A 24,437-nucleotide genomic window follows, 5' to 3' on the forward strand; every position below is an offset into this window, starting at 1 on the left:
GCTGGATTATCCATTAGACGCGTTGGTGATTACCCGAGGGGTCCGTAAAGCCGCACAGGCGCGGGGTTCGGCGCAGCGCGGCTCAGGCAGAAACCGCGCGGCGCTTAGGGAGAAGCCTCTAACTGGCGCATATGGTTTGTTTGAAACGTTGTGGTCATAATGAGCGGGCTTTTTCAGGAGGAGCACAGATGAAATTAAAACAAGCCATAACGGGGATGGCTGCGCTTGCCTGCATCACAACAGCACATGCGCAATCGGCCGGCACTTTTTACGTCACAACGGGTTGGTTTCACCTCGCACCTCAAGACAGCAGTAATCCGCTTAAGGAGACAAGTATTGGTGGCCGTCCCGTCAGCATCGAAATTCCTAACACAGGCGCCAGCCTTAGCGACGCCGACACAGCAGGCTTCACCGCCGGTTACTTCGTCACCGACCACATCGCGACCGAACTGGTCATGGGCATTCCGCCCAAATTCGACCTGAACGGTACGGGACAGTTTGCAGGCTTCGGCAAACTCGGTGACGCGAAACAATGGAGCCCGACGCTGCTCTTCAAGTACTACTTCCGGGCGCCTGAGTCGAGGTTCCGTCCGTACCTCGGGCTCGGCGTGACCCGCACCTGGTTCACCAACGAGCAGATCACGAACGCCCAGTTCGAACAAACCGTGCTGCATGGTCCGACATCGGTTACTACGGATAGTTCGTGGGCACCTGTGTTCAATGCCGGCTTTACGTTCGCCATCGACCAGCACTGGTTCGCGGGCGTCTCGATCTCCTACGTGCCGCTGACCACCACCGCCAAGCTCAATACGGTGGCCAACACGCCAGTTGGCAAGCTCAACGTCACTTCGGAAACGAAAATCAAGCTGAACCCGATCGTTACGTACATCAACGTCGGCTACCGCTTCTAGGCTAAGCGTAGTCGAGATTTGGGGGCTTGAACAAGGAACGCCGTCACGATTTATACGTGACGGCGTTTTTTGTTTGCATGATCAACGGCCTGGCGTGCAGCCGCAGGGTTTGTAATTTTGACTGGCGCCGTGCAGTGTCGACCCGAATCCGCTTTCTGTTTATTCAGGAAATCGTCTGCGGGAAGGCGTTCCGCCGTTTGGCACCGAAGTTGCGTGGCATGGTATTTCCCGCACGAAGGAGCGGGTTTCTGCCAATCCACATCGAGGGAGCCACAATGAACGCACTACCGAATACGCGAGACGCCATTGGAGATTCGCTGAACTCGACGGGCCGCCGGGCGCGACGCATCGCGCGGCACGGTCGCCATGCTGCTGAAGACATTGCCACCGAACTACGCTTACTGATGTCGGAACTTGAAGAAACACTGGCCGAAGGCACGTCGGCGGATGCTGCGGCGCTACGCACGCAAATGCGCAAGAAGCTCGACGCGGCACGCGCCCGCCTCGACGGCACGCGCGAAGCCGTCCGCGAACGCGCCGAAGTCATGATGGCCGATGCCGACAACTACGTGCACGAGAACGCGTGGAAGACGATTGTGATCGTCGGCGCGATCGCGCTCATCGCGGGCGCGTTGCTCGGAAGGAGCAATAGCCGCTAGAACCAGGCTGAGTCGCTGGGCCCGCGGCCTGGCAGTCGCGTGCAGCGCATCGTAACGACCCGCACTGCGGACTGGTCCGCAATCTCCGCCAGCTGATCGGGCTCGTGGCACTGACCCGAGGCATCTAGAGCCAGCTAAAGGCAGCGACGTCCTGCCGCCTAGTTATCGTCGATCACGAACAACCGTCGGTATTCCTTCAACGCATAGCGATCTGTCATGCCCGCGATGTAGTGAGCGATCAGCCGCGGCTGCATCGCCTCGCTCTTCGCCTGGTACGCCGGTGGTAGCAGGCGCGGGTCTTCAGTGAATGCATCAAAAAGGCCGGCTACGACGCGACGCGCCTTGTTCGCCATCCGCATCACGCGATAGTGACGATACAGATTCCTGAACAGGAACCGCTTGAGAGCGGCCGCCTGCGCAGCGACGGACTCGCTGTGCGCAACCAGCGGCGGCGCTGCCCGCACATCATCGAGCGAACCGGGCGAATGCTCAGCGAGATTGCGCGTCGTGGTGTCGATCAGGTCGACAATCAGTGTGTTGATGATGCGGCGAACCGTTTCGTGGACGAGCCGCCGGCCTTCGATATCCGGATACTCATCCCGCGCCGCTTCGTAGTGCGTTTGCCATAGCGCGACTTCAGCGAGCTGCGCGATCGTCAGCAGGCCGGAGCGCAGGCCATCGTCGACATCATGATTGTTGTACGCGATCTCGTCGGCCACGTTTGCAATCTGCGCTTCGAGCGACGGCTGATGCCCTTCGAGAAAACGTTCGCCGAGCGCGCCGAGCTTGCGCGCGTTCTCGCGCGAACAATGCTTCAGGATGCCTTCGCGTGTTTCAAAGCAGAGGTTGAGGCCATCGAAGGCGCCGTAGTGTTCTTCCAGGTCGTCGACGACAGCAAGGCTTTGCAGGTTGTGTTCGAAGCCGCCATGCTCGCGCATGCATTCGTTGAGCGCGTCCTGACCTGCGTGACCAAACGGCGTGTGCCCGAGGTCATGCGCCAGCGAAATGGCCTCGACCAGATCTTCGTTCACGCGCAGGTTGCGCGCGACCGAGCGCGCGATCTGCGCGACTTCAAGGCTGTGCGTGAGACGGGTGCGAAACAGGTCGCCTTCGTGGTTCACGAAAACCTGCGTCTTGTACTCGAGGCGGCGGAACGCAGTGGAATGAACGATCCGGTCGCGATCGCGCTGGAATTCGGTGCGCGCGCTGGGCGGAGGTTCAGGATGGCGACGTCCGCGTGACTGCGCCGAATGCGCCGCGTAGGGCGCAAGATGGCGTTCGAGCGCAGCGAGCGAGGGAATCGACGCCCCGTCCGCCGCCTGGGTGCCGCGGGGATGGGTCAGGCTATCGCTGCGCGTTTCGCTCACCGGTTTCTCCATGTCATGGACGACCGCGTTGCAAGCCCGCGCGGGCGGCGGTCAGACTGCCGCCGCGAGTGTTGCGCGGACGGTGTCGTCGGGTGCCTCGCTGATCAGCGTGTCGCCAAAACGCTTCAGCAGGATGAATTTGATCGCACCGGCTTGCGCTTTCTTGTCGACCTTCATCAGGTCGATGTAGCGCGAATCGCCGAGCGCCGGGGCGCGGGTCGGCAGGTGCGCAGCGACGATGACATCCACAAGACGTTTGCGCGCGGACGCGTCGAGATGGCCGAGGCGCACCGACAGATCCGCCGCCATCACCATGCCGCAGCCAACCGCTTCACCGTGCAGCCATTCGCCATAGCCAAGGCCCGCCTCGATTGCATGGCCGAACGTGTGACCAAAATTGAGGATCGCGCGCAGGCCACCTTCGCGCTCGTCGGCAGCCACCACGGATGCCTTGATTTCGCACGAACGTTTGACCGCCTCGGTGAGCGCCTGCGGTTCGCACCGGTTGAGCGCGTCGATGTTCGCTTCGATCCAGTCGAAGAACGCGGCGTCGGCAATCGCGCCCGTCTTGATGACCTCAGCGACACCGGCCGCCAGTTCGCGTGCCGGTAGCGTACGCAACGCGCCGATGTCCGCGATCACAGCCTGCGGCTGATAGAACGCGCCGATCATGTTCTTGCCGAGCGGATGATTGATGCCCGTCTTGCCGCCGACCGACGAATCAACCTGCGACAGCAACGTTGTCGGCACCTGAATGAACGGCACACCGCGCATGTAGCAGGCAGCGGCAAAACCCGTCATGTCGCCAATCACGCCGCCGCCAAGTGCGATCAGCGTCGTTTTGCGATCCGCGCGCGCGGTAAGCAGCGCGTCGAAAATCTGGTTGAGCGTTTCCCAGTTCTTGTGCGCTTCGCCGTCCGGCAGAACGACCGTCGAAACGTGTTTGCTGAGCGGCGCCAGTGCGCGGCGCAACACATCGCCGTAAAGCGGATCGACAGTGGTGTTGGTAACGATCGTGACGGACGCACCCGCGATATGCGGCGCGAAAAGCGCAGTCTGGCCGATCAGGTCGGCACCGATATGGATGGGATAGGCGCGGTCGCCCAGTTCAACGTTAACGGTAATCATGCTTGCCATTATGACGCAGGATGTCTGGCGACGCCGGCCATCTCGAGTTGCATCAGCACCATATTGACGAGCCCGTTGACCGATGGCCGCCCCGTTTCGATCACGAAATCGGCGCATTCGCGGTAAAGCGGATCGCGCACTGCATACAGCGCTTCCAGCCGCCCCTTCGGATCTTCGGTTTGCAAAAGCGGGCGATTCTTGTCGCGGCGGGTCCGCAGCCACAGATCGTGCGGATTGGCCCGCAGATAGACGACGAGGCCGCGACTGCTCAGCAGTTCCCGGTTTTCGGGGCGCAGAACCGCGCCGCCGCCCGTAGCCAGCACAATATTGTCACGGCCGGACAGTTCGGCGATGGTGTGCGCTTCGCGGTCGCGGAAACCCGCTTCACCTTCGAGTTCGAAGATGGTGGCGATGCGCGCGCCCGTGCGCGCCTCGATTTCGTGGTCCGAATCGAAGAACGGGCGGTCCAGCCGGCGCGCCACCGCCCGGCCCACGGTGGTTTTACCCGCCCCCATGAGCCCTACAAAAAATACATTGGCGTTTGCGTCCCGCGGTTGCAACGGTGTCCTCTGGCTATTCCGGTATGGTTCGTGCCGCAGCTTAAAGGCAAAGCGACTGCCTTGTCGAGCCTGCGGCCAGACGCTTCGGCAGACCTTCAATTTGTCTGCACAACGCGCGGCGTGATGAAAACGACCAGTTCGCTGCGCTGGTCGCGGTGCGCGGTATGGCGAAAAAGTGCGCCCAAAAGCGGTATTTTGCCCAGGAGCGGCACCCGCGTCACATCGTTGCGGTCGTCGGACGCGTAAATGCCGCCGATCGACACCGTCCCGCCGTCCTCCACTTCGACCCGCGTCTGCACGTGTTTAGTGTTGATCGCGGGACCTGCATCGGTTTGCTCGCCAACGCTGTCTTTCGCGACGTCGAGGTCCAGAATCACCCGGCCGTCGGGCGTAATCTGCGGTTCGACCTCCAGTTTGAGCGTCGCGCGGCGAAACTGCACGCCGGAGACGCCCTGCCCGACTTTAGCCTGATACGGCAACTCGGTTCCCTGTTCGACAACCGCCTTCATGCGGTCCGCCGTCACCACGCGGGGGCTCGAGACGATCTGCCCGCGCCCCTCAGCCTCGAGCGCACTCAACTCGATGTTCAGAAGGCGGGTAGCGTGAGCGGCGAACAACGTCAGTCCGGCGGTCGCCGCGTCAAAACCCGCAATCGGTCGCGCGGACAGGTCGTAGACGGCGCCCTCCTTGCCGCCGCTCAATCCACGCGAGGTGCCATCGGTATTGGTGGCGCTCATCGAGAGCCGCACGCCCAGATTGCGCGAAAAGCCCTGCTCGCCTTCGACGATGCGCGCCTCGATCAACACCTGCCGCGTCGGCCGGTCGAGCGACGCCAGCAGGTCGGCGATCTGCGCGAGGCGCCCCTCGATGTCGGTGACGAAAAGCAGATTCGTGCGTGGATCGGCCATCACCGCTCCGCGTTTGGACAGCACGCGCTGCGTGCCGGAAGCGGTCAAAAGCTTGCGGATGTCTTCGGCGTGCGCGTAGTGCAACTCGAACATGCGGCTCGCGAGCGGCTCCAGGTCCGCGGCTCTCGCGTGCGCTTCGAAGCGCTGCTTTTCGCGTGCGGCGAGATCGGCCAACGGCGCGACCCAGATCACGTTGCCGCGCCGCTCCATCGCGAGTCCGTTGACGTCGAGCAATGTATCGAACGCGGCGCGCCACGGCACCTTGTCGAGCCGCAGCGAAACGAAGCCCCGTACGCGCTCGCTCGCGACAATATTGAGCCCCGTGAACTGCGCAAACGCGTTCAGTACCGCGCCGAGTTCAGCGTGCTGGAAGTTGAGCGTGATCGGGCGAACGGCTTCTTCGGCGTCCCCCTGATAGGCGAGCGTCGGGCCGCTCATCCGCTGCTGCGGCGCGAGTGGGACCGGTGGCCCTTCCAGCGTTGCGTGAGAACTGGCTTCGACGGGCGACGATGTCGCAGCCGACGGCTGATTGCCCGTGGCTGCCGTTTCTTCCGATGCCTCGCCATTGGGCCCCTTTTCGTTCAACAGTGCCCCGGCTACGGACGCTTCTCCCGTATCCGCCAGTGACGGGTTTCCCGTCGCAGCCCCGTCGTCGGGCGGATTAACCATGTCAGCGTTCGCGCTGCGAGGCAAAGGGGGCAAGCCGTATGGCGTCAACGTGTCATCGATCGGCATGCGCTCTGGTAACGGCGGCAAAGACGCCTGCGCCAGCGTAGTACCGAGGCAAAGACACAGGCAGACGCAGCGAAGCACGCCGCGCACCGGCGTCCTCGCGATCATGACGCCACCTCGGCAAGCATCAGCGTGTGCGTGCGGTCGTTTCCCGTCAGCGAGATGCCCAGCGGATCGATACGTACCACACGCTCCGCGCCAAGGCGCTCGCCGACCGTCACAGCGGCAACGCCATCCGGCGTCTCGACCAGCGCAAGACCGCGCGAAGAATCGCGCAACAGGCCGACGAGGCGCAACGAAGCATCATCTGACAGGATCGGTGGATTCACAGGCGAAAAAGGGTCGAAGAGCAGGATGTCTTCGTCCTCGTCACGACTCGACGTCCCGGCAACCTGTGTCGACGCGGGATGCAATGCGGAAAAGGAGTCAAGCGTCGCGTTGATGGTCAGCATTCCGCCCTGCCGCCTGATCGTCACGTCGGCCGGAACGACAAGCGTGGGCAGGCTCGGCAAGCCACGGAGAAATCCCAGCCACTCCGCGAAATCAGCACGTGCCGTGAGACGGAGTGGTCGCATTGCGGTCGTCCCGGTTCCGCTCGCTGGCTGGGGCGCAAGCGTCAACAATTCGACCCCGTGATTGCCGGCTAGCTGCGATACGGCGTGCAGATCGTCCGCGGTTGTCCATTTCGTTACATCACGCAGCGCGGGCGCCTTCGCGGCTGCACCGCGCAACGCGGGCAATCGCGCGACGGCCTGACGGGCGTCGGCCAGATGTCGTCGCGCTTCCTCCAGTCGCGTGCGGCTCGCCTGCACGCCGCCCAGATCGGCCGCGAGCCATGCGTTGTCACCCGCGACGAAAACGGCGACCGCGATAACGGACGCGACAGCGAACCGACGCCGCACGCTCCATACTTCAGGCGGCAGGCGCGCGTGCCAGAGCAACGTCGCCACAACACCGCCTCCATCCATTCCGGCCATTCGGCCAGCAATCGCACCATTCATCTTTTACCTCGCCTGTTTGTTTGCCTGCGTTGAGCGCGTACCCGCCGGGACAGGCGGTCGTTTCGGCTCGTCCGAAGTTCCCGCCCAACGCAGGCGCGCAGCGAATTCCACCTGGCCGCGCGCGGGCGATGAGGCCGGCTGCGCAATGCCGGGCTGCGTGCGATGCAGTTCGCTCATCTCAACGTTCCCTGCACCCGGTACAGCGGCAAGCCGCTTGAGCCACGCAGCGGGCGCAACGTGATCGCCGGCCATCGCTCGAAATTCGGTTTCGTGCGGACGATGTCGCATTTCCTGCAAGACGACGCCACCACTGTCGGCCGCGTCGTCTTCGCTCAACGCTTCCATCAGAGCAAGCAGATGCGTGAGCGACGCGGATGAAACGCCTGCCTGCGCCGCGCGCGCCTCACGCTCTTTTGCATCGCGCAGAAGCGTCGCCTGTTCTGCAAGCGGCGCTGCAAACTGCGCCAGCGAATGTTCGATCGTCGCTCGCTCCGCTTCGAGCCGCGCCCCCTGAAATGCCTGCCAGCCCGCCAGTATCAACACAGCAATGCCACCGACGAAAGCCGCGCCGATCCATTCGAGGACACAGCGTTGTCTCGCGCGCCGCCTGTCGCGCTCGCGATACGGCAACAGATTGAAGCCACCTGGCTTCCCGCGTCGCGCGACGGGATGCCGCGTAACGAAGATCTGAAGAAAGCGCACGGACATCACTCCATGAGACCGCGCAATGCCAGACCGAATGCAACAGCAAGCGCGGGCTCACACAGCAGATCGTTCCGCAGCGGATGCCCTCCATCGCCGTGAAGTGCACATTCGAACGGCAGCACCAGGCAGCCCAGCAGATCACCGATATCAGCGGCCGTAAAACCCACGCTTTCGAGCAGCGCTACCTGACCGCACAGGATCACGCATCCCACGCCGTCGTCGGCCAGGTCGCGAAGTGCGTCGGCCAGATCGGCATGCTCGGGCGCCGGATAACGCATGTCCCCGACAACCACTTCGTCAGCGATGCGCCAGCCGTACACGCCGTCGTCGCCCACCCAGATCGCGGCATAAGGCTCGTGTACGTCGAGTTCGAGCGACGCCGCGTGTCGCATTGCGCGCAACGCAGCATGCGGCTCGCCATCGATCGCGGTGAGCGTGATGCCCGCCGCGGCCGCACACTCCATGCGCGCTTCAAGATGCGTCCTCGTCGTTGCCGCTATCGTCACGCAGCCGCTGCATCGCGGCGATTCCTCGATGAACCAGTCGACCGCGAGCGCATGCCGCTCGATGCCCGCCACGCGCTCCGCTTCGGCCATGACGGCCGGCTCGAGCGCGGCAAGCGCATGATCGCCAGCGATGGAACGACTGGTCGAAGCGAGTTGTGCCATCGGTATCGAAATCGTCATCGTGGCCGACGCAGGCATGGCCATTGCACAGCGGAGCACGTGCGTCCGGCACTCGCGAGGCAGTTGCGCGAAGAGCGCCCGCAGCGCTGAACCGACCGCGCCACGGTTGACGATCTCGGCGCCCGCCATCGCACCCGCGAACAACGGCTCGATCGCAACACATTCGAGCCGTACCGGGCCGCCGCTCCGGACCCGCTGGCTCAATGTGACGAGCCTGACTTCCTGCTGACCAATATCGATGCCGGCTGCGAAACGGCGTACCGCCGACATCAACGAATTTCTGAGCGCCATGACGCCTCCCTTCAGAACCGTGCGCCGAACCATTCGGACGCGACGACAGGAGGGATTCTGCTCAGCGACCAACGTGGGCGATATTCGGCCAGATGGCTAACGTGGCGTGGCGCGCCACCCGCTCGCAGGCAAAACGGCTAAAGTTAGATCATCCCCTGCGCGGCGCGCCGTCCGGACGTAAGCACGCCGAAAGCTGCCTGCCCGGGCGGCTATAATCGCGGGACTGTTTTCTGGTATTCATATGCAATCTTCGTCGCCTGTGTCCCCGCCACCCGTCCCGCCAAAGCGCAAACGTCCGCTGTGGCTCAAGATCTTCTTCGGCTTCGTGGGTCTCATCGTTGCGGGCATCGTCAGTGCCGGGCTCGTGCTGGGCTATGCGCTCGTCGTCGCGACGCCGAACCTGCCGTCGCTCGAAGCGCTGACCGACTACCGGCCGAAGGTGCCACTGCGCATCTATACGGCTGATCACGTGCTGATCGGTGAGTTCGGCGAGGAACGGCGCGACATCGTGCGCATTCAGGATGTGCCGGACAGTCTCAAGAAAGCGGTGCTCGCCATCGAGGACGCGCGCTTCTACGATCACGGCGGCGTCGATCTCGCCGGTATCGCGCGGGCCGGTTTCGTTGCGCTGTCGAATGGGCATGCCACGCAGGGCGCGAGCACGATCACGATGCAGGTTGCGCGCAATTTCTTTCTGTCGAGCGAGAAGACCTACACGCGCAAAATCTACGAGATACTGCTCGCGTACAAGATCGAGTCGAAGTTGTCGAAAGATCAGATTCTCGAGGTCTACATGAATCAGATCTATCTCGGTCAGCGCGCGTACGGCTTCGCGAGCGCCGCGCGTGTGTATTTCGGCAAGGACCTGAAAGACCTGTCGCTCGCTGAATCGGCGATGCTTGCCGGTCTGCCGAAAGCGCCGTCAGCGTACAACCCGGTCGTCAATCCGAAGCGCGCCAAGGTGCGCCAGGAATATATCCTCACGCGCATGCTCGAACTGCGCTACATCACGCAGGAGCAGTACGACCAGGCCGCGAGACAGCCGCTCATCGTGAAAGGCGCAGGCAAGGAATTCAGCGTGCATGCTGAATACGTCGCGGAAATGGTGCGGCAGATGATGTACGCGCAGTATCGCGAAGAAGCGTACACGCGCGGTTTCAATGTCGTCACGACGATCGATTCCGCAGATCAGGATGTCGCGTATCACGCGCTCCGGAAAGGTTTGATGGACTACGAACGGCGCCACGGTTATCGCGGGCCGGAAGCGTTCATCGAGTTGCCGTCCGACGCCGATGACCGCGAACAGGCCATCGACGACGCGTTGCTCGAACATCCGGACAACGGTGAGATCATCGCGGCTGTCGTCACGTCGGCGAGCCCGAAGCAGGTGCAGGCCACGTTCATCGACGGCAACTCGATCACGATTGAGGGCGACAACCTGCGTTTTGCGTCGTTTGCACTCGGCACGCGCGCGCAGCCGAACCAGCGCGTGCGGCCGGGCGCGATCATCCGCGTAGTCAGGAACGACGACGACGGCTGGTCGATCACGCAGTTGCCGCAGGTCGAAGGCGCGTTCGTCTCGCTGATTCCGCAGGATGGCGCGATCCGCGCGCTCGTCGGCGGCTTCGACTTCAACAAGAACAAGTTCAATCACGTCACCCAGGCGTGGCGTCAGCCGGGGTCGAGCTTCAAGCCGTTCATCTACTCGGCGTCGCTCGAAAAGGGACTGGGCCCGGCTACCGTCATCAACGACGCGCCGCTCTTCTTCAGCGCGGCCGAAACGGGCGGTCAGGCGTGGGAGCCGAAGAATTACGGCGGCGGCTTCGATGGCCCGATGACCATGCGCACTGCGTTGCAGAAGTCGAAGAACCTTGTGTCGATCCGCATCCTGAACAACATCGGCACGAAGTACGCGCAGCAGTACATCACGCGCTTTGGTTTCGACGCCGATCGACATCCGGCGTATCTGCCGATGGCGCTTGGCGCAGGGCTGGTTACACCGCTGCAGATGGCCGGTGGGTTCTCGGTGTTCGCAAACGGCGGGTATCGGATCAACCCGTATCTGATTGCTGAAGTCACCGATCAGCGTGGCATCGTCGTTGCACACGCCCAGCCGCTCGTTGCCGGACAGAGTGCGCCGCACGCCATCGAACCGCGTAATGCCTACGTGATGAACAGCCTGTTGCTGAGCGTCGCGCAGCGTGGCACCGGCGCGAAGTCGAACGTCCTGAAGCGCACCGATCTCGCCGGCAAGACAGGGACGACGAACGATTCACGCGATGCGTGGTTCGGCGGCTACCAGCACACGCTGACCGCAGTTGCATGGATCGGCTATGACAACCCGCGCAGTCTCGGTGACAAGGAAACGGGCGGCGGCCTCGCGTTGCCGGTGTGGATCGACTACATGGGCCGGGCGCTGAAGGGCGTGCCCGAGTACAAGATGCCGATGCCGGACGACGTCGTCTCCATCGGCGACGAACTGTACTTCGACGACTTCACGCCGGGGCACGGGTTTATTTCGACCGTTGGCGTCAGTCAGGCGACGCTCGATGAAGCAGGCGGCGCGTCGGGTGCCGCGCCTGAGCAGGTTGGCGAAAAGGAAAAGCAGGACATCATGAACCTGTTCAAGGGACACTAGCGCAGGCGCTTGCGCTGGCGACTTCGCGGCGCGTCCGCCGTCGCGACGTCTGGCCTGGTTCGAGAAGCCGCCAGCACCAGACGGTGCGGCGGCTTTTCTCATCTCACGGCAAACGCAAAACGGCGCACTCCAAACCCAACCGCCACCGTCAGCGCGCGAACACTCAAGGGTTAAACGTCACCGTCTCACCCGCCTGCTGCGTCGCATAGTCCGACAGCGCGGAGAAAAACTCGGTGCCATTGCGCGTATCGCGCCATGCGTTATCGGTGAAGCGGAAATGGAAACCGCCGGCTTTCGCGGCGATCCAGATTTCACGCATCGGCGGTTGAAGGTTCACGATGATCTTTGTTTTGTTCTCGAACTCGAGCGTCAAAACATTGCCACTTCGTTCGAATTCGATATCGGCATCGGTGTCGTCGACGGCACGCTCCACGGCGGCCAGAACGGCCTCGGCGCGGGTCAGGTATTCACTGTCGGACATGCTAAACTCCAGCGATTAATCATTCAGGGACAGTCATGCGAGTCGCATTCAGGATGAGCGCGGCGGCGCCCCGCGCGATTGTAGCGGCTTTGGCAATTTTCGCAGGCGCTACACTCGGCGGCTGCGGACAACGCGGCCCGCTCTACTTGCCTACGGTACCGCCATTGCCGGCAAAACCCAACGAGCAAACGCAACCGCCTTCGCCCGATGAAGTCCGTCCTGACGCAGAAACCGCATCGAGCGACATGCCGGCATCGACGGGCATAAGCGGCACAGTACCCGATACGTCGGGCAAGCCGCTTTCGCTGTCACCGGATAGCGAACTTCGCACGGCACCCAATGAGGGCGCGTCGCCCGCAACAACGCGTCCGGCTTCTGGCGCGTCCTCGGATCAATAAGACTTTCGCATGACTTCATCCGCCTTTACCTACGTCGACGGCGTACTCCACGCTGAAGGCGTGTCCGTCGTTTCGCTTGCCGAACAGTTCGGCACGCCGCTTTATGTCTATTCTCGCGCAGCGCTCACCGATGCGTGGCAAGCCTACGCCGGCGCATGCGCTGGACGTCGCGCGAAGGTTCACGTCGCGGTGAAGGCGAACAGCAATCTCGCCGTCCTCAACGTGTTCGCTCGCCTCGGCGCGGGCTTCGACATCGTGTCGGGCGGCGAACTCGCCCGCGTGCTCGCTGCAGGCGGCAAGGCGGAAAACGTCGTGTTCTCGGGCGTCGGCAAAAGCGCCGCTGAAATGCGCGAAGCGCTCGCGGCCGGCGTGAAATGCTTCAACGTCGAATCGATTCCCGAACTCGACCGTTTGAACGAAGTGGCCGGATCGATGGGCAAGAAGGCGCCGGTCTCGCTGCGCGTGAATCCGGACGTCGATGCGAAGACGCATCCGTACATTTCCACCGGTCTCAAGTCGAACAAGTTCGGCGTAGCTTTCGATGACGCGCGCGCCACGTATCGCGCCGCCGCTGCAATGCCGAACCTCGACGTCATCGGCATCGACTGCCACATCGGCTCGCAGATCACCGAAATCGCGCCGTATCTCGACGCGATCGACAAGCTCCTCGAACTCGTCGACCAGATCGAATCGGACGGCGTGAAAATCCGCCACATCGACGTGGGCGGCGGCCTTGGCATCACCTACGACGACGAGACGCCGCCGGACATTGGCGACTTCGTGCGCACGCTGCTCGATCGCATCGCGCAGCGCGGCCATGGTCATCGCGAAGTGTATTTCGAGCCGGGTCGGTCACTGGTCGGCAACGCGGGCGTGCTGCTCACGCGCGTTGAATTCCTGAAGCCGGGCGCGGAGAAGAATTTCGCGATCGTCGATGCTGCGATGAACGATCTGGCGCGCCCCGCGATGTACGAGGCGTTTCACCAGATCGATCCGGCCGTGAAGCGCAGTGGAGAGGTTCACTCGTATGACGTCGTCGGCCCGGTTTGCGAAAGCGGTGACTGGCTTGGCCGCGACAGGCAGCTTGCTGTCGAGCCTGGCGATCTGCTCGTGATCCGTTCGGCAGGCGCGTACGGTTTTGCGATGAGCTCGAACTACAACACGCGTCCGCGCGCCGCGGAAGTGATGGTCGACGGCGACAAGGTGCACGTCGCGCGAGCACGTGAAGAGGTGAAGCAGCTTTTCGCCGGCGAGTCCCTGCTGCCGGATTGAGAGCGACAGCGCGTCAGCGTTACCGCTGCACCTCGCGCTTCACCACGCGTCCACGCAGCCACACGAGCAGTCGCCAGCCCAGCAGCGCGATAACGATCGCGCCGTATAGCTTCGGCAGCACCAGGTCGTGTTTGCCTGCCTTCATCCACCAGAAGTGCAGGATCGCGAGCGCGGCAATTGCATAGATCGCGCGGTGCAATGCCTGCCAGCGACGCCCCAGCTTGCGCACCATCGCTTTCGGCGACGTGACCGCCAGCGGAATCAGCAGCACAAACGCAGCAAAGCCGACGGTGATAAACGGCCGCTTGCCGATGTCCTTCAGGATTTCAGCTACGTCGAACCACTTGTCGAACCAGATGTAGGTTGTGAAATGCAGCGTCGCGTAGAAGAACGCGAAAAGACCGAGCATGCGCCGAAAACGCAGCACGGGATTGATGCCGGTCAATCGACGCAGCGGCGTCACGGCCAGCGTGACGCAGAGAAACACGAGCGTCCACAGTCCCGTCGAACGCGTGATGAACTCGATCGGGTTGGCGCCGAGACGATCGGTCAATCCGAAAAACACGATGCGCGCGAGCGGATACCACGCCGCGACGAACACCGCGATCTTTGCGGGCACGATCCAGCGGTTGCCCGCAGCGTCGACGGGCCTGCGCGTCGAAGTCGAAGTCGAAGCCGGAACCCCGCCGCGTCGCGTCGAGGAACCAGAAACACCCTGTGTATCGGAAGCCATATCGTCGATGCTCAGAAGTTCTTCTTCAAGTCCATGCCCTGATACAGCGACGCAACCTGGTCCCCGTAACCGTTGAACATCAGCGTCTTGCGCTTTGGCTGGAAGAAACCGTCCTCGCCGATACGCCGCTCGGTCGCCTGACTCCAGCGCGGATGGTCGACGTTCGGATTCACGTTCGAATAGAAGCCGTATTCCGACGGTGCGTATGTGTTCCAGCTGGTCTTCGGCTGCTTGTCGACGAAGCGGATCTTCACCAGCGACTTCGCGCTCTTGAAACCGTATTTCCACGGCACGATGATGCGCACCGGCGCCCCATTCTGGTTCGGCAGCACTTCACCGTAGACGCCCATCGTCAGGAGCGTCAGCGGGTTCATCGCTTCGTCCATCCGCAGACCTTCGGAATACGGCCAATCGAGAATCGGCGTCGACAGACCCGGCATCTGCGACGGATCGGCCAGCGTGACGAACTCCACGTACTTCGCGTTGCCAGTGGGCTGCGCGCGTTTGATCAGCTCCGCGAGCGGCACGCCGATCCACGGAATCACCATCGACCAGCCTTCCACGCAGCGCAGCCGGTACACGCGCTCTTCGAGCGGCGCGAGCTTCAGCAATTCGTCGATATCGTAGACCTTCGCGTTCTTCACCTCGCCCTCGACGCTCACGCGCCACGGACGCGGCCGCAGCGTGCCCGCGTTGCGCGCAGGATCGTCCTTGTCGGTGCCGAATTCGTAGAAGTTGTTGTAGGTCGTCATGTCCTTGAACGGCGTGACCTTGTCGGCGGCGACGAACTTCGCGTTCGTCGTCGCGGCGAGCTTCTGCGCCTTGTTGTCGGGCGCCGCGAACGCTGCAAGCGCTTCGCCATTGACGCCGATCAGGCTGCCCATCGCCGCAGCCCCGGCCGCCTGCAACACGCGCCGCCGGTTCTCGAATATCGGACGCGGCGTGATTTCGCTGCGCGGGATATCGTCACCGCCGAGCTGAATCCTGTCGCTTCGCTTGACCCACATGTGCTGCTCCTCGATGGCCGTCCGGGCCACGTTGATGATCGTTCGACCTTGCCTGCCTATGTCCTGCTCTGACAAACAGTCTGGATTCGCGAAAATTCCGCATCGCCATAAAAAAACCGCCGGTGCGAAGCACCCGGCGGTTATCAGTCGGCGGAAAGCGGCGAATCTTACAGCTTTCCGTAACTATGCAGCCCCGACAGGAACATGTTCACGCCGAGGAAGGCGAAAGTCGTGACGAGCAGGCCAGTCAGCGCCCACCAGGCGGCAATATGGCCGCGCAGGCCCTTCATCAGCCGCATGTGCAGCCATGCCGCGTAGTTCAGCCAGACGATCAGCGCCCACGTTTCCTTCGGGTCCCAGCTCCAGTAGCCGCCCCACGCTTCGGCGGCCCACAGCGCACCGAGAATCGTCGCGATCGTGAAGAACGCAAAACCGACGGCGATCGACTTGTACATCACGTCGTCGAGCACGTCGAGCGTCGGCAGGCGGTCCACCAGCACGCCGTGCTCCTTCATCAGATACGCCACACCGACCATCGCCGACAGCGCGAAGCTGCCGTAACCGATGAAGTTCGCCGGCACGTGAATCTTCATCCACCAGCTTTGCAGCGCAGGGACGAGCGGCTGGATCTGCTGCGCATCGCGGGCGATCGAGTACCACATCAGGAAACCGACGGCCGCGCTGATCACGAGCAGCACGAACGCGCCGAGCGCGCGCGTGTTGTAGTGCCTTTCGTAATACAGATAGAAGAGCGCCGTGATCAGGCTGAACAGCACGAACACTTCGTACAGGTTCGAGACAGGGATATGGCCGACGTCCGCGCCGATCAGGTACGACTCGTACCAGCGCACCATCAGCCCGACGAAGCCCATCAGCACCGCGGCCCACGTCATCTTCGAACCGATCGCGGCGCCCGTCGGCGAACGCGACAGCAGGCCGATCCAGTAGAACACCGTGGCGAGCACGAAGAGCGCGCTCATCCACAGAATGGCCGACTGGCTCGACAGGAAATACTTGAGGAAGAACGCGCTATCGGCGCGCGCCAGATCGCCGTGATAGAGCTGGATCGAGAACAGCGACAGCGCCGCGATGCCCGCGATCAGCAGCCGCGCCGGTTTCCAGCGCCAGCCGAGCACGACGAAAACCGGCACCGCGCACACCAGCACCAGTTTGTCGTAGTAATTCATGAAGGGGGAATAGCGCGACAGCGCGAAACCCGCGCCGGCGACCATCGCCAGCGCAAACAGCCAGTCGGTGATGCCGAGGCGCTTCAGGAACGGGCGTTCGTCGAACAGCGCGACGTGAGACGCCTGATCGACGGGCGCATTCTTGTGCGAGGGGGAAGAGGAAACCTGAGACAAGTCCATGATCTTACCGGGTCGAATCTTGTGAGCCTGCCGACTTCTGCGCGCCGGATGTGCCCGCGGCGTCGGATGCATCGGTGGGTTTGACGCTCAGTGCGGCGCCGACAGAATCGCGCGTCTGGGCAAATTCTTTCTCGAAATCGAGAGTTTTGCGAGCGCTCGACATCGCCATCACGACATTCACACCGTGATCACTATCTTTGAGCCAGAACCACAGGCGCCGTTCGCGAACGTAGAACATCGAGAAGATGCCCAATACGAGGAGCAGGCTGCCAAGATACACGACTTTTTTGCCTGGCGCGCGCGTGAGCTGGAATACCGAAGCCTGAACCTGCTTGAACGAATCAAGCTGCAGATAGACCGGCGATCCGTACAGAAAGCTGTCCGAAAGCGCATTGATCGCGCTTTGCACAAAACGGCTGGTATCGGCATCCGCCTTCACGTCGGCCTCGCCAGCCTGCTCGCGGGACAGTTGCCACACGTCCCACATCGAGCCTTCCAGCATGCGCAGGAGCAGGCCAGCAGCCTTTTCCTGCTCGCCCTTCGGCACGGAGTGGTCGATAAAGCCGGCGATCGCCTGGAAGCCGCCGATGACCTGGCCGTTCGGCGCCTTGCCACCCGAATCGTCCGCGCCAGCAAAGAGGGTCAGGACGCGCGACGCGCTTTCTTCCAGATGCTGCTGCAGTTCCTGGTTCGAGCCCGGCACCGAGCGCAATGCAAAGCGATGCGCGGCTTCGGCACGCAGCGCCGGGTTTTCGAGCGCCGCGCGCAGATTCATCCATTCCTTGACCGTGCCGCCGGCGTCGGCGGGAATGCGCAGGTAGCGGAACGGATCATCGGGATTCAGACGCATGCCGGCGAGGAACATGCGCTCGCCGCTCACATCGACGGGCAGCATATAGTTGTTGTACTCGCGCGCCTGGCCGTCCTTGCCGCGCACCTTGTACTGCACCGACGGGCCGACGTTGCGCAGATCAACCGGCTTCGACGTCTTCGCGCCGGAGCCGAGGCGCTCGTCGAACGCTTCCTTCAGCGAGCGATGGGCGGCCACGCCGCGTGCATCGTTCGCGCCGCTGCCGTTCGACGTGTTCTCGACGTTGATCGCGCGGAAATCGGTGAACTCGACGGTCTGGCCGTCGGCGCCGGGGATCGTTGCCGTCAGCGGCGCCGTGCCGCCGATCGGGCCGCCGAACGGCACGGTCTTCATGGTGTCGCCCGTCATTGGATACGCGGTCATCTGCATCTGCGAGCCGCCGTCCTGGAAGCTCGATTGATAGATTGACACGCCGTCGTACTCAAACGGCTTGTTCACCTCGACGCGCGCGGGCACGCGTGCGCCCGTCTTGTGATCGATCACGACAATATCGCTCGCGAACAGCTTCGGCATGCCGGTCGAGTAATAGTCGACGATGAATTTGTTCAGCTCGATCGAGAACGGCAGATCCTGAATGAGGGATCCGTCCTGCTGGTTCAGGATCGCGGTCGACACGTGCTGACCTTCCGGCACCCACGCGTAGCCGCGGAACGTCGGATTCGTCTGCGACAGGCGATGCTCAGCAGGGATGTCGTTGATGACCGTGTTGCTGCGGATCGGCGTCTTGTCGAAGAGCCACATCTGCAGCTTGATCGGCAGATTGCTGTCGAGCAGGCCGCCGATACAGATCACGACAATCGCGACGTGCGCGAAGATGTAGCCAAGCTTCGTCATCGCGCCGCGTTTGGCGGCAATCAGCGTCGCGCCTTCGGTTTCGCGTACGACGAATTTGTAGCCCATCTTGCCGGACAGTTTCGCAAGCAGCGTGGTCGTCTGCGCGCGCGTGCCGTGCACCGCGAACTCGCCTTTGTGATGGAAGGCGCGCAGGCTGCCTTCACGGACCTTGACCTTCCAGCTCTTCATGTCGGCGATCATCTTCGGCGCGTTGCGGATCACGCACAGCGACACCGACACGATGAGAAAACCGAGGATCAGCATGAACCACCACGCGCTGTACACGTTGTACAGGCTCAGCGAGCGGAAGATGTCCGCCCAGAACGGGCCGAACTGATTGACGTAATTGGGATACGGATCGTCCTGCGTGAGCACGGTACCGATGATGCTCGCGATCGACAGGATCACGAGCAGTGCGATCGCAAAGCGCATCGAACTCAGCAACTCGACCGCGCGACGCATCGCGCGTTGACCCGACTTCAACTCCAGACCCGACGTGGTAACGCTCATTCATACTCCGACTGAACAGCAAAAAAGGGTGAAGGGCTATCGTCTGCTGACGACGCCCCCACCCTTTTCTTGTTTTTCCGGCCTCGACGGGCCGGTTGTACCTGCGTGCGAACCGCTTAATGCAGGCCCGCGATGTAATCGGCTACTGCCTTGATCTCGCTATCCGACAAACGGTTTGCAATGGTATGCATCGCTTCGTTGTTGTTGCGAGCGCCCGGCCCCTGCGTGAACGCGGTCAACTGCGTCACCGTGTAATCCGCCCACTGCCCCGACAGACGCGGATACTGCGACGGAATGCCCTGGCCGGTCGGGCCATGACAGCTCGCGCACGCCGGAATGCCCTTGTCGGTAATCCCGCCGCGATAGATCTTCTGCCCGAGCGGCACCGTGTTCTTGTTATGCGCGTAGCCGGGCTTTGGCACCTGGGTCGCGAAATACGCGGCTACGTTGATCATGTCCTGATCGGATAGTGCGGCAACCATGCCCGCCATGATCGCATTGTTACGCGCCGGCTGCTTTGCGCCGGGCTGCGTCTTGAAATCCATGAGCTGCTTGACGAGGTACTCGGGGTGTTGACCCGAGAGCTTCGGATACGCGCCGCCGGCACTGTTGCCGTCTGCACCGTGGCACGAAGCGCAAACCTGCGCCGCGATTGCCTGACCCCGATTCACGTCCGGCTTTGCCGGATCTGCTGCTCTTGCCTCGACGACCCAACCTGAAAGACCTGCCGCAACTTGAAGCACCATCAGAGACTTGAACAGTCGATTCATTCGCACACCCTGTTTCGTCTTGTGGGAATTAGAGGTTTTGCAAAATACGACGGTGATGCTTTTACTGCGATTCTTTACTGTCGAGGCCATTGCCCGCGGTTCCCCGCAAGGCACGCTCCTTGCCTCGCCGGTCTTCAGTAAACCGCCGTATTGTACAATAACTCGCTAATCGCGAAGACGCCAGTCGGGCTTGTCCCGTCCCCACTCCGGGTCACAGGGCGTCTCACATCCTGGTTCCCTCATGTCCTTCCTGCTCCACCAAGCCCGCTTTTTCACGACGGTCAATCACCTGCGTGATCTGCCGGCCACGTCTCAGCCCGAAGTCGCCTTTGCCGGGCGCTCCAATGCCGGGAAGTCGACCGCCATCAACCTGCTCTGCAACCAGAAGCGGCTGGCCTTCGCCAGCAAGACGCCCGGACGCACGCAGCACATCAACTATTTCTCGGTCGGCCCGGCGGACGAGCCCGTCGCGCATCTCGTCGACCTTCCGGGTTATGGCTACGCAGAAGTGCCCGGCGCCGCGAAGGCGCACTGGGAGGCGCTGCTGTCGTCGTACCTGCAGTCACGCGCGCAGTTGCGCGGCATGATCCTGATGATGGATTCGCGCCGTCCGTTGACTGAACTCGATCGAAGGATGATCGAATGGTTCGCGCCGACCGGCAAACCGATCCACACGCTACTGACGAAGTGCGACAAATTGACGCGGCAGGAAAGCGTGAACGCGCTGCGTTCGACGCAGAAGGGTCTGGCTGAGTATCGCGCGGCGGGCTATCAGGGCGAATTGACTGTACAGCTGTTTTCGGCGCTCAAGCGCGTCGGGCTGGACGAGGCGCACGCACTCCTCGAAAGCTGGCTGGTGCCCACTCCGACCGAAGGTGAAGCCCCGGCGGCATAGGCTGCGCGGCATCTACCCCGCACGCCTTTCGGCCGCCCATAAAAAAACCCGCCGCTAGAAACGGCGGGTCAAACAGCCTAATCGAAAAACGACAGGCACCCGCTCAGGGAGGAGAAGCGGGGAGGTCAGCGCATGGCGCCTTGCTCGATCGGTATGATATACCATTGTCTCAAAAAGGTTTGGCAAGGCGGAGGGGCAGAAATTTTCGACATTCTCCACGCACAATACTGACATGAGCTTTTATCCGCATCACCGTCCGCGCCGCATGCGCCGTGACGACTTCTCGCGCCGCCTGATGCGCGAAAACATTCTCACCACCAACGACCTGATCTACCCGGTGTTCGTCGTCGAAGGCACGAACGTGCGGCAAGCCGTGTCGTCGATGCCAGCCGTCGAGCGCGTCTCGGTGGATCTGCTGATGGGCGTCGCTGAACAGTGCGTCGAGCTCGGCGTGCCGGTGATTTCGTTGTTCCCGGCGATCGAGCCGTCATTGAAGACACCCGACGGCGGTGAGGCCACGAATCCTGCTGGCCTGATTCCGCGCGCGGTCCGCGAGCTGAAGAAGCATTTCCCCGATCTCGGCGTGTTGACCGACGTCGCGCTGGATCCGTACACGAGTCACGGCCAGGACGGCGTACTCGACGAAGCGGGCTACGTGATCAACGATCAGACCGTCGAGATTCTGCTTGAACAGGCGCGTGCGCAGGCTGAGGCTGGCGTCGACATCGTCGCGCCTTCGGACATGATGGATGGCCGCATCGGCGCGATCCGTGAAATGCTCGAAAGCGAGGACTACATTCACACGCGGATCATGGCGTATGCCGCCAAGTTCGCATCGGCGTTCTATGGCCCGTTCCGCGATGCTGTCGGTTCAGCGACGAATCTCGGCAAGAGCAACAAGATGACGTATCAGATGGACCCGGCCAACTCCGATGAGGCCCTGCGCGAAGTGCGCATGGATATCGAGGAAGGCGCGGACATGGTGATGGTCAAGCCGGGTATGCCGTATCTCGATATTGTGCGTCGTGTGAAGGACGAGTTCCGGTTCCCGACGTACGTCTACCAGGTGAGCGGTGAGTACGCGATGCTGAAAGCAGCGGCGCAGAACGGCTGGCTGGACCACGACAAGGCGATGATGGAGTCGCTGCTGGCGTTCAAGCGCGCCGGCGCAGATGGCGTGCTGACGTACTTTGCGCTCGACGCCGCGCGGATCCTGCGGTCGCAGAAGTAAGCTGGAGGCGGGGCCGGCCCAGCTTTCGCACAAACGCATGTACCGATGCGATGCCAATGCAGCCCCGCATCGCGTCTACGCGCTATGACTTCGTCGGCGCAGCGCGTTCGAGACTGCGCAGAAACACATCCGCCGACTCGTAGCCGACGACCCGCAACACTTCGTTGCCGCCACGATCGAAGAAGATGATGCCTGGCGGGCCGAACAGTTTGAAGCGCTTGAGCAGCGTCTGATCGTCGGGACTGTTTGCGGTGACGTCGGCGCGCAGCAAATTCAGCTGCTGCAGCCTGGCGTGTACGCGCGGGTCGCTGAAGGTGAACTTTTCCATCTCCTTGCAACTGACGCACCAGTCAGCGTAGAAATCGAGCATCGCCGGTTGTGCGGCAGTCTTGACGGCCTGATCCAGTTGACCCGAAGAGCGTACCGGCGCGAACGCGAGTTCGCCCGCCTTGGGACTCACAGCGCCCGCCGACGCGCCGCCGCGAGCAGCCAGCACCGCTAGCGGACGCAGTGGATCGGTCGATCCGGCTGCAAGGCCGACCAGCAGTACGGCGGCCCAGATCGTCAAGGCCGCGCCGACGCCGCGGCCAAGCCGGCGCCACACCGAACTCCCGCCCGTGGTCGGCGTGAAAAGCCCAAGCCCGGCGGATGCGATTAACAGCCAGAGCGCGCTCAACAGCATCTGAGCGCTGGCTCCCAGCACCGGCCAGACGATCCACAGAGCAGCCGCGAGCAATACGACCCCGAAAAACACCTTGACGCCGTCCATCCACAGGCCGGCACGCGGCAGCAGCGTCCCGGCGCCGAGACCGATGATCAGTAACGGCACGCCGAGGCCGATTCCCATCGAAAACAGCGCGGCGCCCCCGAGCAACGCGTTCCCTGTGTGCGCAATAAACGCGAGAACGGCGAAGAGCGGCGCCGTCATGCACGCGCCGACGACAAGTGCCGACAGCGCGCCCATGCCCGCCACGGCCGCGAATTTGCCGCCTGAGTGGCCTTGCGACACGCGCGAAGCGCCGTCCTGCCAACGCTGGGGCAGCGCGATATCGAAACCGGCGATCAACGTCAGCGCGAAGACCGTCAGCAGCACACCGAAAGCGCCCAGTACCCACGGATTCTGCAACCATGCACCGAGGCTCTGCCCGACAAGCGCGGCTGCGATGCCCAGCGCCGTATAGACAAGGGCCATTCCGATCACATAAGCCAGCGACAGTGAAAAGCCGCGTGCCCGCGTCACCCGCGCGCCTTCGCCGATGATGATCGCCGACAGGATCGGGATCATCGGATACGAACACGGCAAAAGACTCAGCACGACACCCGCGACGAAATACAGCCCGACGATCGCGAGAAAACCGCCGCCCTGCAGCAGCGACTCGGCATAATCGGCGCTGGTCGCGCGCTCGTACCAGGACGCGTTGGTCGTTGCTTGAGCCTGTTGCGAGGACAAGGACGCCCCCGGAGCCGCAGCAACGGTGGCCACTGTGCCCGAAGTTGCCGCCTGCAACGCCGCGCCCTTCACGTGATAGGCGCGCTCCATCGGCGGATAGCAGATGCCTGCGTCGGCGCAGCCCTGCGACGTGACCGCGACATCAAACGCGCCCGACACGGATTTGACCGGAATGCGGATCGTCAGGTCGCCCCGGTACGTCTCGACGTTCTTTTGAAAGGTCTCATCGAATTTGACGTGCCCGGCCGGCAGGACGGGCTCGCCGAGGCTGACCGAGCCATTGCGCGTCGCGAACGCAAAGCGTTCTCGGTACATGTAATAGCCGTCGGCGATCTTGTAGTGCACGTCGACTTCGCCCGGTTGCTCCGTGGCGCTGAACCTGAAGGCAACATCAGGATCGAGAAAATCGTCCGCGGCTGCGGCGAGGCCGGCAAACGGCATCGCCAGCAGAAAGAGCAACGACAGTGCGACAGCGTGCAGCACATCGTGCACGCGTCGATTGGAGCGGTTAAACATGGAGAGTGCGTTGAGTTTCAGCGTTGATCCATTGGCCGTAAGCCACCGAAGCAGTGGCCTGCCATGAGAGGATTTCAGGTGTGTCGTACGGATGGTGAGTCTGAATATACTGTTCGAGCTCCAGAGCTCGCGCGGCGCTCGTCTTGAACAGCAACTGGATTTCGTCGGCGGATTCGATCTTGTTGTGCCAGTGATAACTGGAATGAACCGCGCCGAGTTGCGTCACGCATGCGGCGAGCCGCGCGTTGAGCGCGCCCGACGCCAGCTTTCTCGCCGAATCCAGGTCCGGCGCAGTCGTCAGCATCAAGGTCACCGCTACACTCACAACTCGCTCCACCCGACAGGTAATCCGCTCACGCTATCGTATCACCAGGACCCATAACGCCGCTTGTCGTCCCCATCGCGACATTCGGCCCGGAAAACAAAAATGTATGGTCAGCCTTAGTTTTGCAACCTCAATGTGTGACCTAAGATAGAAGGGCCTGCGCAAATGTATCCGGGCTCGAAATGGGCGCG

General features: G+C 62.5%; 22 protein-coding genes. 7 read left to right on the top strand and 15 right to left on the bottom strand.

Features of this window, described 5'->3' with window-relative positions; genetic code table 11:
- Positions 1-188: 188 nt before the first annotated feature.
- Both P3T16_RS28810 and P3T16_RS28815 read left to right on the top strand, forming a co-directional pair.
- Positions 189-911 carry an OmpW/AlkL family protein gene (locus tag P3T16_RS28810; protein ID WP_429259322.1) on the top strand — a complete coding sequence of 241 codons (723 nt, stop codon included), beginning with the start codon at positions 189-191 and terminating at the stop codon, positions 909-911.
- A gap of 275 nt (positions 912-1,186) precedes the next feature.
- Positions 1,187-1,570, top strand: a complete 384-nt coding sequence (locus P3T16_RS28815) for a DUF883 family protein (RefSeq protein ID WP_429344854.1) — start codon at positions 1,187-1,189, stop codon at positions 1,568-1,570.
- Positions 1,571-1,728: 158 nt separating this feature from the next.
- Here P3T16_RS28815 and P3T16_RS28820 read toward each other — a convergent pair whose 3' ends face one another.
- The 7 genes from P3T16_RS28820 to pilM form a co-directional block, all read right to left on the bottom strand.
- On the bottom strand, positions 1,729-2,937 hold the full coding sequence (locus tag P3T16_RS28820; RefSeq protein ID WP_429344855.1) for a deoxyguanosinetriphosphate triphosphohydrolase: 1,209 nt from the start codon (positions 2,935-2,937) through the stop codon (positions 1,729-1,731).
- A gap of 51 nt (positions 2,938-2,988) precedes the next feature.
- Positions 2,989-4,065: a 3-dehydroquinate synthase gene (gene aroB / locus P3T16_RS28825; protein ID WP_429344856.1), complete on the bottom strand. Its 1,077-nt coding sequence runs from the start codon at positions 4,063-4,065 to the stop codon at positions 2,989-2,991.
- Between the two features lie 8 nt (positions 4,066-4,073).
- Entirely contained in the window at positions 4,074-4,625 is a 552-nt protein-coding gene (locus P3T16_RS28830) for a shikimate kinase (RefSeq protein ID WP_429259418.1), read from the bottom strand.
- A 95-nt stretch (positions 4,626-4,720) separates the two neighbouring features.
- Complete coding sequence (locus P3T16_RS28835) at positions 4,721-6,268, bottom strand: type IV pilus secretin PilQ (RefSeq protein WP_429344857.1); 1,548 nt, start codon at positions 6,266-6,268, stop codon at positions 4,721-4,723.
- A 101-nt stretch (positions 6,269-6,369) separates the two neighbouring features.
- Positions 6,370-7,215 carry a hypothetical protein gene (locus tag P3T16_RS28840; protein ID WP_429344858.1) on the bottom strand — a complete coding sequence of 282 codons (846 nt, stop codon included), beginning with the start codon at positions 7,213-7,215 and terminating at the stop codon, positions 6,370-6,372.
- Between the two features lie 54 nt (positions 7,216-7,269).
- Positions 7,270-7,968, bottom strand: a complete 699-nt coding sequence (locus tag P3T16_RS28845) for a fimbrial assembly protein (RefSeq protein WP_429344859.1) — start codon at positions 7,966-7,968, stop codon at positions 7,270-7,272.
- Between the two features lie 5 nt (positions 7,969-7,973).
- Positions 7,974-8,948, bottom strand: a complete 975-nt coding sequence (gene pilM, locus P3T16_RS28850; RefSeq protein WP_429344860.1) for a type IV pilus biogenesis protein PilM — start codon at positions 8,946-8,948, stop codon at positions 7,974-7,976.
- A 241-nt stretch (positions 8,949-9,189) separates the two neighbouring features.
- On the opposite strand from pilM, the gene P3T16_RS28855 reads away from it, so the two are divergent.
- Positions 9,190-11,586 carry a penicillin-binding protein 1A gene (locus P3T16_RS28855; protein WP_429344861.1) on the top strand — a complete coding sequence of 799 codons (2,397 nt, stop codon included), beginning with the start codon at positions 9,190-9,192 and terminating at the stop codon, positions 11,584-11,586.
- Positions 11,587-11,749: 163 nt separating this feature from the next.
- Here the strand turns inward: P3T16_RS28855 and cyaY are convergent, their stop codons facing one another.
- Entirely contained in the window at positions 11,750-12,067 is a 318-nt protein-coding gene (gene cyaY / locus P3T16_RS28860; RefSeq protein WP_429259314.1) for an iron donor protein CyaY, read from the bottom strand.
- A 35-nt stretch (positions 12,068-12,102) separates the two neighbouring features.
- Between cyaY and lptM the strand changes: the two genes are divergently transcribed.
- Together lptM and lysA are read left to right on the top strand one after the other, a co-directional pair.
- Positions 12,103-12,465 (top strand): LPS translocon maturation chaperone LptM, encoded by a 363-nt coding sequence (gene lptM, locus P3T16_RS28865; RefSeq protein ID WP_429259313.1) that lies wholly within the window; start codon positions 12,103-12,105, stop codon positions 12,463-12,465.
- 9 nt (positions 12,466-12,474) lie between these two features.
- A complete protein-coding gene (lysA, locus tag P3T16_RS28870) occupies positions 12,475-13,737 on the top strand; it encodes a diaminopimelate decarboxylase (protein WP_429344862.1) in 1,263 nt (420 codons plus the stop codon).
- Between the two features lie 19 nt (positions 13,738-13,756).
- Here lysA and msrQ read toward each other — a convergent pair whose 3' ends face one another.
- The 5 genes from msrQ to P3T16_RS28895 all read right to left on the bottom strand — a co-directional run bounded on the left by msrQ (position 13,757) and on the right by P3T16_RS28895 (position 19,829).
- On the bottom strand, positions 13,757-14,470 hold the full coding sequence (gene msrQ / locus P3T16_RS28875) for a protein-methionine-sulfoxide reductase heme-binding subunit MsrQ (protein ID WP_429344863.1): 714 nt from the start codon (positions 14,468-14,470) through the stop codon (positions 13,757-13,759).
- Positions 14,471-14,481: 11 nt separating this feature from the next.
- Complete coding sequence (msrP, locus tag P3T16_RS28880; RefSeq protein ID WP_429259310.1) at positions 14,482-15,477, bottom strand: protein-methionine-sulfoxide reductase catalytic subunit MsrP; 996 nt, start codon at positions 15,475-15,477, stop codon at positions 14,482-14,484.
- Positions 15,478-15,644: 167 nt separating this feature from the next.
- Positions 15,645-16,844: a c-type cytochrome biogenesis protein CcsB gene (gene ccsB, locus P3T16_RS28885; RefSeq protein ID WP_429344864.1), complete on the bottom strand. Its 1,200-nt coding sequence runs from the start codon at positions 16,842-16,844 to the stop codon at positions 15,645-15,647.
- Positions 16,845-16,848: 4 nt separating this feature from the next.
- The gene (locus P3T16_RS28890) at positions 16,849-19,059 is read right to left on the bottom strand and encodes a cytochrome c biogenesis protein ResB (protein WP_429344865.1); all 2,211 of its coding nucleotides are present in this window, start codon (positions 19,057-19,059) and stop codon (positions 16,849-16,851) included.
- Positions 19,060-19,175: 116 nt separating this feature from the next.
- Complete coding sequence (locus P3T16_RS28895; RefSeq protein WP_429344866.1) at positions 19,176-19,829, bottom strand: c-type cytochrome; 654 nt, start codon at positions 19,827-19,829, stop codon at positions 19,176-19,178.
- A gap of 241 nt (positions 19,830-20,070) precedes the next feature.
- On the opposite strand from P3T16_RS28895, the gene yihA reads away from it, so the two are divergent.
- A complete protein-coding gene (yihA, locus tag P3T16_RS28900; protein WP_429344867.1) occupies positions 20,071-20,724 on the top strand; it encodes a ribosome biogenesis GTP-binding protein YihA/YsxC in 654 nt (217 codons plus the stop codon).
- A gap of 232 nt (positions 20,725-20,956) precedes the next feature.
- On the top strand, positions 20,957-21,955 hold the full coding sequence (gene hemB, locus P3T16_RS28905) for a porphobilinogen synthase (protein ID WP_429260296.1): 999 nt from the start codon (positions 20,957-20,959) through the stop codon (positions 21,953-21,955).
- An 82-nt stretch (positions 21,956-22,037) separates the two neighbouring features.
- Here hemB and dsbD read toward each other — a convergent pair whose 3' ends face one another.
- Both dsbD and cutA read right to left on the bottom strand, forming a co-directional pair.
- Positions 22,038-23,921 carry a protein-disulfide reductase DsbD gene (gene dsbD / locus P3T16_RS28910; RefSeq protein ID WP_429344868.1) on the bottom strand — a complete coding sequence of 628 codons (1,884 nt, stop codon included), beginning with the start codon at positions 23,919-23,921 and terminating at the stop codon, positions 22,038-22,040.
- The gene (gene cutA, locus P3T16_RS28915; RefSeq protein ID WP_429344869.1) at positions 23,914-24,225 is read right to left on the bottom strand and encodes a divalent-cation tolerance protein CutA; all 312 of its coding nucleotides are present in this window, start codon (positions 24,223-24,225) and stop codon (positions 23,914-23,916) included. The genes dsbD and cutA overlap by 8 nt, the downstream gene beginning before the upstream one ends.
- Between the last annotated feature and the right edge of the window lie 212 nt (positions 24,226-24,437).

Origin of the sequence: Paraburkholderia sp. GAS42, assembly GCF_050436565.1 — a bacterium.
GTDB lineage: Bacteria > Pseudomonadota > Gammaproteobacteria > Burkholderiales > Burkholderiaceae > Paraburkholderia.

Bases quoted from the DNA above. Each gene is read 5' to 3' on its own strand.
- P3T16_RS28810 (WP_429259322.1), top strand. From the start codon at position 189: ATGAAATTAAAACAAGCCATAACGGGGATGGCTGCGCTTGCCTGCATC.
- P3T16_RS28815 (WP_429344854.1), top strand. From the start codon at position 1,187: ATGAACGCACTACCGAATACGCGAGACGCCATTGGAGATTCGCTGAAC.
- aroB (WP_429344856.1), bottom strand. From the start codon at position 4,065: ATGATTACCGTTAACGTTGAACTGGGCGACCGCGCCTATCCCATCCAT.
- P3T16_RS28835 (WP_429344857.1), bottom strand. From the start codon at position 6,268: ATGCCGATCGATGACACGTTGACGCCATACGGCTTGCCCCCTTTGCCT.
- pilM (WP_429344860.1), bottom strand. From the start codon at position 8,948: ATGGCGCTCAGAAATTCGTTGATGTCGGCGGTACGCCGTTTCGCAGCC.
- P3T16_RS28855 (WP_429344861.1), top strand. From the start codon at position 9,190: ATGCAATCTTCGTCGCCTGTGTCCCCGCCACCCGTCCCGCCAAAGCGC.
- cyaY (WP_429259314.1), bottom strand. From the start codon at position 12,067: ATGTCCGACAGTGAATACCTGACCCGCGCCGAGGCCGTTCTGGCCGCC.
- lptM (WP_429259313.1), top strand. From the start codon at position 12,103: ATGCGAGTCGCATTCAGGATGAGCGCGGCGGCGCCCCGCGCGATTGTA.
- lysA (WP_429344862.1), top strand. From the start codon at position 12,475: ATGACTTCATCCGCCTTTACCTACGTCGACGGCGTACTCCACGCTGAA.
- msrQ (WP_429344863.1), bottom strand. From the start codon at position 14,470: ATGGCTTCCGATACACAGGGTGTTTCTGGTTCCTCGACGCGACGCGGC.
- msrP (WP_429259310.1), bottom strand. From the start codon at position 15,477: ATGTGGGTCAAGCGAAGCGACAGGATTCAGCTCGGCGGTGACGATATC.
- ccsB (WP_429344864.1), bottom strand. From the start codon at position 16,844: ATGGACTTGTCTCAGGTTTCCTCTTCCCCCTCGCACAAGAATGCGCCC.
- P3T16_RS28890 (WP_429344865.1), bottom strand. From the start codon at position 19,059: ATGAGCGTTACCACGTCGGGTCTGGAGTTGAAGTCGGGTCAACGCGCG.
- P3T16_RS28895 (WP_429344866.1), bottom strand. From the start codon at position 19,829: ATGAATCGACTGTTCAAGTCTCTGATGGTGCTTCAAGTTGCGGCAGGT.
- yihA (WP_429344867.1), top strand. From the start codon at position 20,071: ATGTCCTTCCTGCTCCACCAAGCCCGCTTTTTCACGACGGTCAATCAC.
- hemB (WP_429260296.1), top strand. From the start codon at position 20,957: ATGAGCTTTTATCCGCATCACCGTCCGCGCCGCATGCGCCGTGACGAC.
- dsbD (WP_429344868.1), bottom strand. From the start codon at position 23,921: ATGTTTAACCGCTCCAATCGACGCGTGCACGATGTGCTGCACGCTGTC.
- cutA (WP_429344869.1), bottom strand. From the start codon at position 24,225: ATGCTGACGACTGCGCCGGACCTGGATTCGGCGAGAAAGCTGGCGTCG.